This is a genomic window from Pseudomonas chlororaphis, from assembly GCF_001921865.1.
In the GTDB taxonomy this organism is placed as follows: Bacteria; Pseudomonadota; Gammaproteobacteria; order Pseudomonadales; family Pseudomonadaceae; genus Aquipseudomonas; species Aquipseudomonas chlororaphis_D.
The window spans coordinates 1-12,245 of the sequence record NZ_MSCT01000014.1 but is presented as its reverse complement, the minus strand read 5'-3'; the positions used below and the strand labels follow the sequence as shown (position 1 = coordinate 12,245).

Here is a 12,245-nt window from a genome sequence, read left to right as displayed (position 1 = left end):
CTGGGCGGCGACTGGACTTATCTGGAGGCAGCGATGTTCAACGGCATTTTGATCGAGAACGACGAACAGGGTTATCGAGCCAGCCTCAAGGCGCTCGACGAGGCGCAGTTGCCCGCCGGCAACGTCACCGTGCGGGTGGCCTACAGCACCCTGAACTTCAAGGACGGCCTGGCCATTACCGGCAGCAGCCCGGTGGTGCGCAGGTTTCCCATGGTGCCGGGGATCGACCTGGCGGGCAGCGTGGAGAGCAGCAGCCACCCGGACTACCAGGTCGGCGATCAGGTGTTGCTCAACGGCTGGGGCGTGGGCGAAGGGCATTGGGGCGGGCTGGCGCAGAAGGCCCGGCTCGACGGCGATTGGCTGATTCCCTTGCCCCAGGCGTTCAGCGCGGCCCAGGCCATGGCCATCGGCACCGCCGGCTATACGGCGATGCTCAGCATCCTGGCGCTGGAGCGCAACGGCCTGACGCCGGACCAGGGTGAAGTGCTGGTCACCGGCGCCAATGGCGGGGTCGGCGGTTTTGCCATCGCCTTGCTGGCCAGGCTCGGTTATCAGGTGGTGGCCTCCACCGGACGCACGGCGGAGCAGGACTACCTCAAGCGCCTGGGCGCCAGCGAGATCCTCGACCGCGCCAGCCTGTCGGTGCCGGGCAAGCCGTTGGCCAAGGAACGCTGGGCGGCGGTGATCGACTCGGTGGGCAGCCACACCCTGGCCAATGCCTGCGCCAGCACCAAGGCCAACGGCACGGTTGCTGCCTGCGGGTTGGCCCAGGGCATGGATTTCCCGGCGTCGGTGGCGCCTTTTATCCTGCGCGGGGTGACCCTGGCCGGGATTAACAGCGTGACCCAGCCCAAGGCCCGGCGCATCGAGGCCTGGCAGCGCCTGGGCCGCGACCTGGACCCGGCGCTGCTGGCGCTGATCAGCCGGGAAATCGGCCTCGGCGAGGCCATCGAAGCCGCGTCGCGCCTGTTGGCCGGCGGGTTGCGCGGGCGCGTGGTGGTGGACGTGAATCGCTGATACCGTGCGCGCCGAGCACACCGATAAACCTCATCCAGGGAGTAGCGAGCATGGAAGTAAAACGGCGAGAAGTTCAGGCGTTCAGCGTATCGGGCCTGCAGGTGCGTACCCGCAATGCCGACGAGCAACAGGCTGATGGCGCGCGCATCGGGCCGATGTGGGAGCGCTTCTTTGTCGAGGGCCTGTTCGACCGCATCGGCCACCGTCAGGCGGACTCGTTCGTCTACGGCGTGTATTCCAACTATGAGTCCGATGCCTCGGGGCATTTCGATGTCACCGCCGGCGTCGCGGTGAGCGAGGGCAACCCCGACTATCCCTTGGTACAGGTGCAGGGCGGCGAGTACCTGGCGTTTTCCGCCAAGGGGCCGATGCCCGATGTGGTGATCCGCACCTGGGGCCTGATCTGGGCCTACTTCGAGGACAACCCGCAGATCCGCCGCCGCTTCGCCACCGACTTCGAGGTCTACACCGGCGCCGAATCGGTGTCGGTGTACATCGGCATTCAGGCCTCGGACGAGCCCTCGCGTTCGAGCAACTGACGTTTGCGTTCCACGCCCCAGCGGTAGCCGGACAGGTTGCCGTCGCTGCGCACCACCCGGTGGCAGGGGATCGCCACCGCCAGGCTGTTGGCCCCGCAGGCCTGGGCCACGGCGCGAAAGGACTTCGGCGCGCCGATACGCTGGGCGATCTCGGCGTAGCTGGCGGTGCTGCCCGGCGGAATCTCCTTGAGGGCTAGCCACACCCGTTCCTGGAACGCGGTGCCTTGCAGGTCCAGGGGCAGGTCGAGGCCGATGGCCGGGGCCTCGATAAACCCCACCACCCGGGCCACCAGTTGCTCGAAACCCGGGTCGGCGCCGATCAGGTTGGCCCGCGGGAATTTGTCTTGCAGGTCCTGCACCAGGGCGTTGGGGTCGTCGCCCAAGAGAATCGCGCACACGCCGCGCTCGCTCTGCGCGACCAGGATCGCACCGAGGGAACACTGGCCCACGGCGAAGCGGATATCGGCGTTCAGGCCGCCGGCGCGGTAGTCGCTGGGTTTCATGCCCAGCAAGCGGTCGGCGGTTTCGTAGAAGCGGCTGTTGGAGTTGAAGCCGGCGTCGTACAGCGCGTCGGTCACCGAGCTGCCGTGTTCGAGCTGGCGCCGCACCCGCCGCGAACGGTGGGCGCTGGCGTAGCCTTTCGGGGTCAGCCCGGTGGCGGCCTTGAACACCCGGTGGAAATGGAAGCTGCTCATGCCGGCCTGTTCGGCCAGTTGATTCAGGCTGGGCAGGGTGTCGGCCGACTCGATCTGCCGACAGGCCGCCGCCACCAGCCGGGCATGGAGCGCGGCCACCTGGGTCTGGTCGCTGGCGCTGCGTTTGCTCGGCCGGTAACCGGCGGCCTCGGCGGCTTCGGCGCTGTCGAAAAACTCGACGTTTTCCCGCCGCGGCAGGCGCGACAGGCTGCTGGGGCGGCAGTAGACCCCGGTGGTTTTCACCGCGTAGACGAACTGGCCGTCGGCGCGCGCATCGCGCGCCAGGACCGCGAGCCAGCGAGGGTCTTCAGGGGCGGGCTTAGGGGGGACGCTGCTCATGGGCTCTACTCGTTGACGGATGCCGCTCAGATTAACCGGGTGGCGGGTGCCTGGCACTCCGGGTCTTGCGCTGGAATTCCCAGGGTTCAGCCGGCCTGGCGAAAGGTCAGGTTGATGCGTCGCGGTCCCAGCAGCGGGTGCATGCCGTCCTTGAGCGGCAGCACTCCGTGATAGCGCAGGCGGTCGACGCCGCCCCAGACCACCACGTCGCCATGCTGCAGCGGCACCCGCAGCGGGCGTTCGCTGCGTTGTTGGCCACCCAGCTGGAACACCGCCGGCAGGCCCAGCGAGACAGAGACGATCGGCGCGCCGTAGTCGCGCTCGTCCTTGTCCTGGTGCAGGGACATCCGCGCCCCGGGCACATAGTGGTTGATCAGGCAGGCGTCGGGCTCGAACCCGGCGAACCCGGCCTGAGTCGCGGCGGCCCGCGCCAGTTCGCGGAATGCCTCGGGCATCGCCGGCCACGGCTGGCCGCTCTGCGGATCGACGGCGGTGTAGCGGTAGCCGTCGCGGTCGGTGGTCCAGCCCAGTTGCCCGCAACTGCTCAGGCCGACCGACATGGTGAAACCGCCCGGCGTGACCATCTGCCGGAAAGGCGCGGCACGCAGTACGCCGCGCAGCCCCGGCAGCAGGCGTTCGACCCAGGGCAGGGCGAAGCCCCTGAGCACGCAGGCCTGCGGGCCGAGCGGCTCGGTGCGGGGCGCCTGGCGCAGCTCGGCTTCGGCGAACAGGTCGGCGGTGTGGTTACTGGGCATCGTGGAAGATCACTCCTAGCGTGTGCCGGCGGCCGCTGTGCAGGCGGCTGACGCCGTGGCGCAACGTCACCCGGTAATGTCCGCGCGCGCCGGGTACCGGACGATGATGCACGGCGAAGATCAGCGCATCACCTTGCTTCAGACCGATGACCTGCGGCCGCGATTGCATGCGCGGGCGCTGTTCGGTGATGACGAATTCGCCGCCGGTGAAGTCCCGGTCGGGCTGCGACAGCAGGATCGCGACCTGCAGGGGAAACACGTTGTCGCCATACAGGTCCTGATGCAGGCAGTTGTAGTCCTCTGGGCCGTATTGCAGCAACAGCGGCGTCGGGCGTTGCTGGCCGCAGGCGTGGCAGCGCTCGAGGAAGTCGGCGTGCCGCGGCGGGTATTCCACGGGAATGTTCATGCTCCGGTTCCAGCGATTGGCCAGTGGCACCAGGCGCGGATAAAGCTGGGCGCGCAACCCGCCGATCAGCGGCGGCAACGGGTAGGCGAAGTACTGATACTCGCCGCGGCCGAAGCCGTGGCGGGCCATGACCACCCGCGAGCGAAACAGCTCGCTGCGCGGGTACAGGCTGCTCAGTTCATGGCATTGCTCGGGGGTGAGCAGGTTGTCGATCACGGCGTTGCCGTCCTGATCGAGGCGTTGCTCGATCGACGGCCAATCGACACCGGCGAGGCGTTGTTCCAGGGAGAGGGCGGACATGCTGGCGGTTCCCGCGGCAGAGGCTGATGGCCGCCAGTCTAGGAAGAGCCCGGGCCACCCACACTCCGGGGCTTGCGGTCGAATTCGTGAAGCAAGGGTGGTGGCTTACAGCGCCTTGCTCACGCTGACATCGCTGATGACATCGTCGGTCTGGCCGTGCAGGGCTTCCAGCGCGGCCTTGGCTTCTTCCTGGGTGCCGCTTTGAAGTTGGGCGAACTCGAAACGGCGTTCGCCATTGAGTTTGTATTTGATGACGTACTTGGTCGTTTGGGCCACGGTGATACCTGTTTGTCTGCGAGCCGGAGCGGGGTTCAGCGCAGTTTCGAGCTGGACCGGCGGATGATCTTGATCGAGTGGGTCAGGTTCGGCTTGCGGGTCACGCTGATCGCCCGGTGGGTGACGGTGTCGATGGTGATGTTCCAGAAGCCAGTGCTCGGCGCGGTGATACGGGCCGGGAATTTATCGAACGCGCCGCCATGATAGGTGTGACGTCCGCCGTTCTTGAAGCTTCGGAAGTTGGCGTCGTTCATCAGGCGGATGTTGCAGGTCTGGGAACACTCGATGACAACGATGTCGTCTTCGTTGAGGTGCTCGCGCTGGTGGATAAATTTCATGGGCGCCTCCAGAAGGGCTTTTGCTACAAAATCAAAACGATGGCGCAGTTTATCAGGCCGCGGCAGGCGGCTTTGACAATTTAAAACAGTTATTTGGCGTTTATTTAAGATAAATCTGATCTATCCGGAGAAAAATTCCATTTCTGCGGTCGGACGGTCTTTATCGGAGGAAATATATGAAGTGGGGTGTGTTGATTCTGGCCCTGGCGATCGGCGGTTGTGCGACGGTTTCGGACATTAACCAGACGCTGCCCACCATGAACGTGATTTCAGGGAAGAAACCGCAGGAATACGCCAAGTGCGTCAGCGACAAGTTGGCGAACAGCCGAGGCCAGTTGCAGATCGAGCCGCACAAGGACGGCATGCGCGTTATCGTGCCGCAGAAACTGTCGGCGGGGCCGGCGGCGGTGTTCGATATCGAGGACCGTTCCGGCGGCAGCAGTATCAAGCTGCATGAAAGCATGTCCAACGTGCCGATTCGTCCGGGTGATATCGGCAAGGCGGCAGAAGAGTGCATTTCCGGCTGATCGCCTGAGCCTTTTTCAAGAGCCTGCCCAGGTGCGGATTGACGCGGCTGGGCGGGCTTTTTTGTACCCGATCGCCAGGTCGGCGGAATCCATTCGCGTTGTCGTCATAGGACGATTGGCCTACTCTTTGTAGGCTTATATTAAATAGGCCTATGCATATAACTAGAAGAATGGAGTTCGCCATGATCCCCGTGGATCGAATGCTGCTCAGCAGCCTGATGCTGTTTTTTGTTGCCGGCGCCCATGCCGCAGATGGGCAGAAAGTCTTTACCCAGGGCGGCGCGCAGCCCGGCGCGACAGCCTGCCTGGCCTGCCATGGCGCCGATGGGCTGGGCCTGGCGGCCGCCGGCTTTCCGCGGCTGGCGGGGTTGTCGGCGGGTTACGTGCGCAAGCAACTGGAGGATTTTCGCAGCGGCGCGCGCGCCAACCCGGTCATGCAGCCGCTGGCCAAGGCCCTGAGCGATGAGGAAATCCAGGCGGTCAGCCAGACCCTGGCCGCGATGCCGGCGCCGGCACCGCCACCGCTCACCCGCAGCGCCCCGGCCGAGGGCGTGGGCGCACGGCTGGCCTTGCGCGGCGCCTGGGAGCGGCAAGTGCCCGAGTGCGTGACGTGTCACGGGCCTGGCGGCGTCGGCGTAGGGGAGGCCTTTCCACCCTTGGCCGGACAGCCAGCGGCGTATCTGGCCGGGCAGTTGAACGCCTGGCGCGATGGGACGCGTCGCAACGATCCGAACGATCTGATGGGGCACATCGCCAAGGCCCTGACGCCTGAGGAAATCACCGCGGTCGCCGACTATTTCGCCAAGATCGACAGCCAGGAGGGCAAGCCATGAAGCCTGATCTTTTGTTGGGCCTGTCGCTGGTTTTGCTGGCGGGCCAAGCCCAGGCTGCCGCGGTTGCCATGCAGGACCCGTTGCCATTGCCGGTGGCGGCGAGCGCATCCCCTGTCCAGGCATTCCAGCCACCGCTGGAAAGCGAGTTGCCGGACAACGCTTACGGCAAGATGGTCCGCGACGGTTATGCGTTGTTCGTCGACACCAAGCGCCGGGCGCCGAAGTTCGTCGGCAATGGCCTCAATTGCAGCAACTGCCACCTGGACCAGGGGCGTCTGGCCAACTCCGCGCCGTTGTGGGGCGCCTATCCGATGTACCCGGCCTATCGCAAGAAGAACGACAAGGTGAATACCTACGCCGAACGCTTGCAGGGCTGCTTCCAGTTCAGCATGAACGGCGGTACGCCGCCGGCGGCCGACAGCAACGAAATTACCGCGTTGTCGGTGTATTCCTACTGGCTGGCGAGCAAGGCGCCGATCGGCGTCGAGTTGCCCGGGCGCGGTTATCCCGAGGTGGCACAGCCGGCCCAGGGCTACGACCTGGCCCGTGGCGAGCAGGTGTACCGGGCGCAATGCGCGGTCTGCCACGGCGATAACGGCCAGGGCCAGAAGGTCGGGACGGACTACGTCATGCCGCCGCTCTGGGGCAAGGACTCGTATAACTGGGGGGCAGGCATGCACCGCATCAACACGGCCGCATCTTTCATCAAGCACAACATGCCCCTGGGCCAGGCCGGCAGCCTGAGCGACCAGCAGGCCTGGGACGTGGCGGCCTTCGTCAACCGGCATGAACGACCGCAGGACCCGCGCCTGGTGGACGGTTCTATCGAGAAGACCCGGGTCAAGTTCCACGCCAACGACGGGGTCAATCTGTATGGCCAGACGGTAGATGGCGTGCTGATTGGCCAAGGCATCCGATAAACTGTCGGCCATTGTCAAAGATGCCGTCGAAACCCGGGTTTCGGCGGCATCGTTTTTTGGGGAGAAAGCATGAAACGCGAACACGTCCGGGAGAGGCATGCAGAGGGTCATATCTCTGCGACCCATGTGATTCAGAATCCGGCGAATTCCGGGGAATGGATCGTGTTCTTCAAGAAGAGCGCAGGGCGAAGCTATTTTCTGGTGGACGACAACGACGAAGTCGAGTCATTCGAGCGACTGGATGACCTGATTGGCACGCTTCGCAACCTGGGCATCAAGTTTGCCGAGATCCATATATAAGGCGGGCGTGGGCGCCCGTCATTTGCAGACCACCACCACGCTGCGGCTTTTGTAGTTGCCGACATCGGCGCCCAGAGTCTTGTCGCTCTCCTTGGGCGAGGGCGTACCGTCGGTGCCGACGATCCGATACCCGGTGCCGGCGCAGGAGGCATCGGCCTTTTCGTAACAGCTGGCCCAGGAGCTGGCTTCGCCGGAGCAATCGATGCTCAGGCCTTGTTCGCCGTTCTCCAGGTAAGTGTCGGAGACGGTGGCGCATCCGGTCAGGGCCAGTACGGCGGTCAGTGCCAGGAATTTGTGCATGGGTGTGGTCGTCGTCGAGAAGTTGAGCCCCGGGGGAAGGCTTGACGCTCTTGGGCGAGCGTCTGGGACGAGATGCTATAGCGAACCGCCATTGCGGTACAGATCGCCATGAAAAAGCCCTGCGCGGGGCAGGGCTGGCGACGTCGGGATTGTCTCAGGACTTGGGGCTGCGACGCGTCGAGGCGTGTCCTGCCGAATCCTCGAACACCGAGGCCACCTCGACCGCCATCGCTTCGCTGGCGAAGGGGCCGGCGACGTTCTCGCCCTGGGCACTGACCAGCCACCATTGGCCGTCTTTCAACTGTTTGATCTGGTAACCGTTTACGCTTTTTGTTGCCGACATCTATCTGCCTCGTTGGCGGGTTCAAGGGCGCCATGATAACGGCAAACGCGTCGTCGGGAGAGCGGATAAAAGACCGCGAATGCAGAAAATTCGAGGCTTTGCGGGCGGACGGCGGTTTACGCCACGGGTTATCTGTACGATGCTGCATGCTGTGCGTGCAGCGATGTCCAAAGCGGCGCACGGAACTATCCGCGGCAATATTTCTCTTAGATGGCAGCGGTTAGCCACTGCGGCCCATTGTAAGGCGCACGCGGCCTGATTAGACTGCGCCGAAATTCGTACGTACAGCCCTTTTAAGGACTCATATGATCAAGAAATGCTTGTTCCCAGCAGCCGGTTACGGTACTCGCTTCCTGCCAGCGACTAAAGCCATGCCCAAAGAAATGCTGCCGGTGGTGAACAAGCCACTGATCCAGTACGGCGTTGAAGAAGCACTGGATGCCGGCCTGAACGAAATCTCCATCGTCACCGGTCGCGGCAAGCGTGCCCTGGAAGACCACTTCGACATCAGCTACGAGCTGGAAAACCAGATCAAGGGCACCGACAAGGAAAAATACCTGGTCGGCATCCGCAAGCTGCTGGACGAGTGCTCGTTCTCCTACACCCGTCAAACCGAAATGAAAGGCCTGGGTCACGCGATCCTCACCGGCCGCCCGCTGATCGGCGACGAGCCGTTCGCCGTGGTCCTGGCGGACGACCTGTGCGTGAACCTGGAAGGCGACGGCGTCCTGACCCAGATGGTCAAGCTGTACAAGCAGTACCGCTGCACTATCGTCGCGATCCAGGAAGTCGACCCGCAGGAAACCAACAAGTACGGCGTGATTGCCGGCGACCTGATCGGCGATGACCTCTACCGCGTACGCAACATGGTCGAGAAGCCGAAGCCGGAAGATGCGCCGTCGAACCTGGCGATCATCGGTCGTTACATCCTGACGCCGGACATCTTCAGCCTGATCGAGCAAACCGAGCCAGGCAAGGGCGGCGAGATCCAGATCACTGACGCCCTGATGAAGCAGGCGCAGGACGGTTGTGTGATCGCCTACAAGTTCAAGGGCAAGCGTTTCGACTGCGGCGGCGCCGAAGGCTATATCGAAGCGACCAACTTCTGCTTCGAACACTTCTACAAGACCGGTAAGGCTTACTGATAAGCCCCCGCAGGTCTGTGTACTGAAAAGCCACCTTCGGGTGGCTTTTTCGTTTTATGCCCTTATGTCAATCCTCTAGCGCTGACCGGATACGCATCTGCGGTTATGCTGTCAGCCTGCCTGGGAGAGTGAAATGGCCTACGATTTTGATCTTTATGTAATTGGCGCCGGTTCCGGCGGTGTGCGTTCAGCGCGGTTCGCCGCGGGGTTCGGGGCGAAAGTCGCGGTAGCCGAAAGCCGCTATCTGGGCGGCACCTGCGTCAACGTCGGCTGCGTGCCGAAAAAACTGTTGGTCTACGGCGCCCACTTCGCCGAGGACTTCGAGCAGTCCGCGGGCTTCGGCTGGACCCTGGGCGAAGCCGACTTCGACTGGGCCACGTTGATCGCCAACAAGGATCGCGAGATCAATCGCCTGAACGGCATCTATCGCAACCTGCTGGTCAACAGTGGTGTGACCCTGCACGAAGGCCACGCCACGTTGATCGGCCCGAATCAGGTGGAGGTCAATGGCCAGCGCTATAGCGCCAAGCACATCCTGATCGCTACCGGCGGCTGGCCGCAGATTCCCGACATTCCGGGGCACGAGCATGCCATCAGCTCCAACGAGGCGTTTTTCCTCAAGGCGCTGCCCAAGCGTGTGCTGGTGGTGGGCGGCGGCTACATCGCCGTCGAGTTCGCCGGGATCTTCCACGGCCTGGGCGCCGAGACCCAGCTGCTGTACCGCGGCGACCTGTTCCTGCGCGGCTTCGATGGCGCGGTGCGCAAGCACTTGCAGGAAGAGCTGACCAAGCGTGGCCTCGACCTGCAGTTCAATGCCGATATCGAACGCATCGACAAGCAGGCCGATGGCAGCCTGAAGGCCACCCTCAAGGACGGTCGCGAGTTGGTCACCGATTGCGTGTTCTACGCCACTGGGCGGCGTCCGATGCTCGACAACCTGGGGTTGGAAAACACCGGGGTGAAACTCGACAAGCGCGGTTTCATCCAGGTGGACGAGCAGTATCAGAGCGCCGAACCGTCGATCCTGGCGATTGGCGATGTGATCGGCCGCGTGCAGTTGACGCCGGTGGCCCTGGCCGAAGGCATGGCCGTAGCGCGGCGTCTGTTCAAGCCGGAGCAGTATCGCCCGGTGGACTACAACATGATCCCGACCGCGGTGTTCAGCCAGCCAAGCATCGGCACCGTCGGCCTGACCGAAGAGCAGGCGCGGGAAGCCGGGCACGCGGTACAGATTTTCGAAAGCCGTTTCCGGCCGATGAAACTGACCCTGACCGACTGCCAGGAGCGCACGCTGATGAAGCTGGTGGTGGACGCCGAGACCGACAAGGTCCTGGGTTGCCACATGGTCGGCCCGGATGCTGGCGAAATCATCCAGGGCCTGGGGATTGCCTTGAAGGCTGGCGCCACCAAGCGCGACTTCGACGAAACCATCGGCGTGCACCCGACGGCCGCCGAAGAGTTCGTCACCATGCGTACGCCGGTCGCCGGTTAACCTGCCTCTGGCGGCTCCGGCCGCTCCTCTGTTTCTGGTGTCGCCGCGGCTTTCGCGGCGGCGGCCAGTTGCAACGCCTCCAGGCTGGCCTCGGCCTTGGCGGCGCGCAGTTCCAGCTGGCGATTGTCCTCTAGCCGCTGCTCCAGGTTCTGTTTGAACTCATGGCTTTCCAGCAGGGCGACGCGCAGGCGTTCCTGGAGGAGGGTGTGCTCGCTGTTCAGGCGGGTCGATTGCTCGACCAGTTGGCCGAGCTTGCCGTCGGCCTTCTGCAACTGTTCCTGTGCCTGGTGCAATTCCTTCTGGGCGGCACGTTGTTCGCCGCTCAGGCGTTCGTTGTCGCGATGCAGCTGGGTGATCTCGTCCTGGCGCACCACGGCGCTCTGCTGGGCCTGGCGCAGCTCCTGCTGCACCTGTTGCAGCTGGCCTTCGTGGCGTCGCTGTTCCTGTTCGCGTTGCTCCTTGACCGCATTGCGGTAGTGCTCGAGGGCATCCCGGGCATGCAGGTGCTTTTCTTCCAGCGAGCGGATCTGCTCGTCCTTGTCTTGCAGGCGCAATTCGAAATCGGCCAGGGCCTGGTTCAGCCCGGCATTGCGGGTCTGTTCGCTCTGCAGCATGGAGCGGGTGTCCTGCAGCAACGCGCTTTCGTTGGCCAGGGCGGTGGCCTGGGTCTGCAGTTGCTGGCGCAGATGGGTCTGGGTCTGTTCGGCGGCGGCTTGCTGCTCTGCCAGTTCCTGGTTCTTTTCTTCCAGTTGGGCCTGGGCCTGCTCGACAGGCTCCTGGGCGTGTTCGCGCAGGCGTTGGGCCATGCGCTTGACCAGTTCGGTCAATTCCTCTTCCAGTGCTTCCTGGGGCGCGGCGCGACGGGCTTCGCTGGCCTCCAGCTCCTTCAGGTAGCGGTGAATGGTGGTTTTCGAGCCGGTATTGCCCATTTCGATGCGGACCGCATCGATGCTGGGGTGTTCGCCGCGGGCGAGGATCGCCGAACGGGCGATTTGCACCACCGCCTTGTTAACGCCGCCACGAGCCATGTTCTCTCCTACAGTTTCGTACTTTTTTACGTGGTATGTAATTATCGTAATTGTACATTAAATAATAAGAGTTTTATTGAAAATATTGACATGGGATATACTGGTATTACCCCGTGTCAGGATAGAAACAGCCTGTCTTCCACCCGCCCATTCTGTACCGTCAGGCCAGGCGAGCAAGCCATGAGTGAACTGGATCGTTATCTGCGCGCGGCGACGCGCGACAACACCCGGCGCAGCTACCGGGCCGCCATCGAGCATTTCGAGGTGGTCTGGGGCGGGTTTCTGCCGGCCACCAGCGACAGCGTGGCGCGTTATCTGGCGGCGTATGCCGGGGAGCTGTCGATCAATACCCTGAAACTGCGTCTCTCGGCCCTGGCGCAGTGGCATAACAGCCAGGGTTTTGCCGATCCGACCAAGGCCCCGGTGGTGCGCCAGGTGTTCAAGGGCATTCGGGCGCTGCACCCGGCCCAGGAAAAACAGGCCGAGCCGTTGCAATTGCAGGATCTGGAGCGGGTGGTCGACTGGCTGGAGCAGGAGGCCGTGCAAGCGCGGCTCGATGGCGATCAACCGGCCTTGCTCCGGGCGCGACGCGACAGCGCGCTGATTCTCCTGGGCTTCTGGCGCGGCTTTCGCAGCGATGAGCTGTGCCGGCTGCGCGTCGAACATGTGCAGGCGCTGGCGGGCTCCGGCAT

At 63.8% G+C, this 12,245-nt stretch carries 16 protein-coding genes and 1 pseudogene; 9 read left to right on the top strand and 8 right to left on the bottom strand.

Annotated features, from left to right (window positions below):
* The first annotated feature begins 33 nt into the window (after positions 1 to 33).
* Entirely contained in the window at positions 34 to 1,017 is a 984-nt protein-coding gene (locus tag BTN82_RS16600; RefSeq protein ID WP_075120214.1) for an MDR family oxidoreductase, read from the top strand.
* A gap of 50 nt (positions 1,018 to 1,067) precedes the next feature.
* Positions 1,068 to 1,556, top strand: a complete 489-nt coding sequence (locus BTN82_RS16595) for a GyrI-like domain-containing protein (RefSeq protein WP_075120213.1) — start codon at positions 1,068 to 1,070, stop codon at positions 1,554 to 1,556.
* Here BTN82_RS16595 and ada read toward each other — a convergent pair.
* From ada to BTN82_RS16575, 5 genes are all read right to left on the bottom strand, one after another.
* Positions 1,520 to 2,590: a bifunctional DNA-binding transcriptional regulator/O6-methylguanine-DNA methyltransferase Ada gene (ada, locus tag BTN82_RS16590; protein ID WP_075120212.1), complete on the bottom strand. Its 1,071-nt coding sequence runs from the start codon at positions 2,588 to 2,590 to the stop codon at positions 1,520 to 1,522. The genes BTN82_RS16595 and ada overlap by 37 nt on opposite strands.
* A gap of 86 nt (positions 2,591 to 2,676) precedes the next feature.
* On the bottom strand, positions 2,677 to 3,345 hold the full coding sequence (gene alkB / locus BTN82_RS16585; RefSeq protein ID WP_075120211.1) for a DNA oxidative demethylase AlkB: 669 nt from the start codon (positions 3,343 to 3,345) through the stop codon (positions 2,677 to 2,679).
* The gene (locus BTN82_RS16580) at positions 3,335 to 4,051 is read right to left on the bottom strand and encodes a 2OG-Fe(II) oxygenase (protein WP_075120210.1); all 717 of its coding nucleotides are present in this window, start codon (positions 4,049 to 4,051) and stop codon (positions 3,335 to 3,337) included. Before BTN82_RS16580 ends, alkB begins: the two co-directional genes overlap by 11 nt.
* A 105-nt stretch (positions 4,052 to 4,156) precedes the next feature.
* On the bottom strand, positions 4,157 to 4,327 hold the full coding sequence (locus tag BTN82_RS31375; RefSeq protein ID WP_186828406.1) for a hypothetical protein: 171 nt from the start codon (positions 4,325 to 4,327) through the stop codon (positions 4,157 to 4,159).
* Between the two features lie 35 nt (positions 4,328 to 4,362).
* Positions 4,363 to 4,665: a DUF1883 domain-containing protein gene (locus BTN82_RS16575; RefSeq protein WP_075120209.1), complete on the bottom strand. Its 303-nt coding sequence runs from the start codon at positions 4,663 to 4,665 to the stop codon at positions 4,363 to 4,365.
* A 176-nt stretch (positions 4,666 to 4,841) separates the two neighbouring features.
* On the opposite strand from BTN82_RS16575, the gene BTN82_RS16570 reads away from it, so the two are divergent.
* From BTN82_RS16570 to BTN82_RS16555, 4 genes are all read left to right on the top strand, one after another.
* Positions 4,842 to 5,192: a hypothetical protein gene (locus BTN82_RS16570; protein WP_075120208.1), complete on the top strand. Its 351-nt coding sequence runs from the start codon at positions 4,842 to 4,844 to the stop codon at positions 5,190 to 5,192.
* A 182-nt stretch (positions 5,193 to 5,374) separates the two neighbouring features.
* Positions 5,375 to 6,025 carry a c-type cytochrome gene (locus BTN82_RS16565; protein WP_075120207.1) on the top strand — a complete coding sequence of 217 codons (651 nt, stop codon included), beginning with the start codon at positions 5,375 to 5,377 and terminating at the stop codon, positions 6,023 to 6,025.
* Positions 6,022 to 6,945, top strand: coding sequence for a c-type cytochrome (locus BTN82_RS16560; protein ID WP_075120206.1), 924 nt, complete (start codon positions 6,022 to 6,024; stop codon positions 6,943 to 6,945). The genes BTN82_RS16565 and BTN82_RS16560 overlap by 4 nt, the downstream gene beginning before the upstream one ends.
* Before the next feature lie 69 nt (positions 6,946 to 7,014).
* Positions 7,015 to 7,245 carry a hypothetical protein gene (locus BTN82_RS16555; RefSeq protein ID WP_075120205.1) on the top strand — a complete coding sequence of 77 codons (231 nt, stop codon included), beginning with the start codon at positions 7,015 to 7,017 and terminating at the stop codon, positions 7,243 to 7,245.
* An 18-nt stretch (positions 7,246 to 7,263) separates the two neighbouring features.
* Here the strand turns inward: BTN82_RS16555 and BTN82_RS16550 are convergent, their stop codons facing one another.
* Together BTN82_RS16550 and BTN82_RS16545 are read right to left on the bottom strand one after the other, a co-directional pair.
* Complete coding sequence (locus tag BTN82_RS16550) at positions 7,264 to 7,545, bottom strand: hypothetical protein (RefSeq protein WP_075120204.1); 282 nt, start codon at positions 7,543 to 7,545, stop codon at positions 7,264 to 7,266.
* Positions 7,546 to 7,699: 154 nt separating this feature from the next.
* The gene (locus BTN82_RS16545; protein ID WP_075120203.1) at positions 7,700 to 7,888 is read right to left on the bottom strand and encodes a hypothetical protein; all 189 of its coding nucleotides are present in this window, start codon (positions 7,886 to 7,888) and stop codon (positions 7,700 to 7,702) included.
* 305 nt (positions 7,889 to 8,193) lie between these two features.
* Between BTN82_RS16545 and galU the strand changes: the two genes are divergently transcribed.
* Positions 8,194 to 9,033 (top strand): UTP--glucose-1-phosphate uridylyltransferase GalU, encoded by an 840-nt coding sequence (galU, locus tag BTN82_RS16540; protein ID WP_009049342.1) that lies wholly within the window; start codon positions 8,194 to 8,196, stop codon positions 9,031 to 9,033.
* Positions 9,034 to 9,166: 133 nt separating this feature from the next.
* Positions 9,167 to 10,525 (top strand): glutathione-disulfide reductase, encoded by a 1,359-nt coding sequence (gorA, locus tag BTN82_RS16535; protein WP_075120202.1) that lies wholly within the window; start codon positions 9,167 to 9,169, stop codon positions 10,523 to 10,525.
* Here gorA and BTN82_RS16530 read toward each other — a convergent pair.
* The gene (locus BTN82_RS16530) at positions 10,522 to 11,553 is read right to left on the bottom strand and encodes a DNA-binding protein (RefSeq protein WP_075120201.1); all 1,032 of its coding nucleotides are present in this window, start codon (positions 11,551 to 11,553) and stop codon (positions 10,522 to 10,524) included. The genes gorA and BTN82_RS16530 overlap by 4 nt on opposite strands.
* Before the next feature lie 180 nt (positions 11,554 to 11,733).
* Here BTN82_RS16530 and BTN82_RS16525 point away from each other — a divergent pair.
* Positions 11,734 to 12,245, top strand: a pseudogene (locus BTN82_RS16525) (site-specific integrase); the annotation flags it as partial.

Bases quoted from the DNA above. Each gene is read 5' to 3' on its own strand.
- BTN82_RS16595 (WP_075120213.1), top strand. From the start codon at position 1,068: ATGGAAGTAAAACGGCGAGAAGTTCAGGCGTTCAGCGTATCGGGCCTG.
- BTN82_RS16570 (WP_075120208.1), top strand. From the start codon at position 4,842: ATGAAGTGGGGTGTGTTGATTCTGGCCCTGGCGATCGGCGGTTGTGCG.
- BTN82_RS16550 (WP_075120204.1), bottom strand. From the start codon at position 7,545: ATGCACAAATTCCTGGCACTGACCGCCGTACTGGCCCTGACCGGATGC.
- BTN82_RS16565 (WP_075120207.1), top strand. From the start codon at position 5,375: ATGATCCCCGTGGATCGAATGCTGCTCAGCAGCCTGATGCTGTTTTTT.
- BTN82_RS16555 (WP_075120205.1), top strand. From the start codon at position 7,015: ATGAAACGCGAACACGTCCGGGAGAGGCATGCAGAGGGTCATATCTCT.
- BTN82_RS16545 (WP_075120203.1), bottom strand. From the start codon at position 7,888: ATGTCGGCAACAAAAAGCGTAAACGGTTACCAGATCAAACAGTTGAAA.
- BTN82_RS16530 (WP_075120201.1), bottom strand. From the start codon at position 11,553: ATGGCTCGTGGCGGCGTTAACAAGGCGGTGGTGCAAATCGCCCGTTCG.
- BTN82_RS16580 (WP_075120210.1), bottom strand. From the start codon at position 4,051: ATGTCCGCCCTCTCCCTGGAACAACGCCTCGCCGGTGTCGATTGGCCG.
- BTN82_RS16575 (WP_075120209.1), bottom strand. From the start codon at position 4,665: ATGAAATTTATCCACCAGCGCGAGCACCTCAACGAAGACGACATCGTT.
- ada (WP_075120212.1), bottom strand. From the start codon at position 2,590: ATGAGCAGCGTCCCCCCTAAGCCCGCCCCTGAAGACCCTCGCTGGCTC.
- gorA (WP_075120202.1), top strand. From the start codon at position 9,167: ATGGCCTACGATTTTGATCTTTATGTAATTGGCGCCGGTTCCGGCGGT.
- BTN82_RS16600 (WP_075120214.1), top strand. From the start codon at position 34: ATGTTCAACGGCATTTTGATCGAGAACGACGAACAGGGTTATCGAGCC.
- BTN82_RS16560 (WP_075120206.1), top strand. From the start codon at position 6,022: ATGAAGCCTGATCTTTTGTTGGGCCTGTCGCTGGTTTTGCTGGCGGGC.
- galU (WP_009049342.1), top strand. From the start codon at position 8,194: ATGATCAAGAAATGCTTGTTCCCAGCAGCCGGTTACGGTACTCGCTTC.
- alkB (WP_075120211.1), bottom strand. From the start codon at position 3,345: ATGCCCAGTAACCACACCGCCGACCTGTTCGCCGAAGCCGAGCTGCGC.